This window comes from Microcystis sp. T1-4, assembly GCF_000297435.1.
Lineage (GTDB): Bacteria > Cyanobacteriota > Cyanobacteriia > Cyanobacteriales > Microcystaceae > Microcystis.
Map to the genome: position 1 here is coordinate 1 of NZ_CAIP01000347.1, position 548 is coordinate 548.

Sequence of the window (548 nt, forward strand, 5' to 3'; positions counted from 1 at the left end):
TTTTTCGAGGCGATGATGACCTTTTTCCAGACGGTAATCATAACTAAATTGAATACCATCAAATTGATGTGCTTGAGCTTGCTCAAACCAGTTTTTGACCTGAGTATAAAGAGTCGGATGATTAGCTTTAAGGGCGACAACGTAGTCAGCTTTTTTGGCTTGAATATGATTAATAATCGCCGTTTGAGTTCCCATAGCATCTAGGGTGATAATTGCCCCTTGAAGGTCTAACAGTTCTAGTAAAGCGGGAATAGCAGTAATCTCATTGGATTTATCTTCCACCTTGACTTGTCCTAAAACTAATTTCTGCTCCCCCGCCCAAGCCGTCACTAAATGCAAGGCTTTAATTCCTTGATTACGGTCGTAAGAACCTCTGAGACTTTTCCCGTCTATGGGAACTATTTCCCCCGAAAGAGAACCGATTAAATGGGGCAGCCATTGAGACAAAACTTTGTCCAAAACTTCCGGGTTAATCCGTTCAAAAACCCGCCGAAAAGTGTCATCAGAAGGAATGCCATTAGGTAATTCTAAAAACTCAGATAACCAAG

General features: G+C 41.4%; 1 protein-coding gene. It reads right to left on the reverse strand.

The features are described from left to right. Positions 1–548: ISAs1 family transposase (locus tag MICAI_RS17160; protein ID WP_039900448.1), on the reverse strand; the 548-nt coding region annotated here is incomplete at both ends.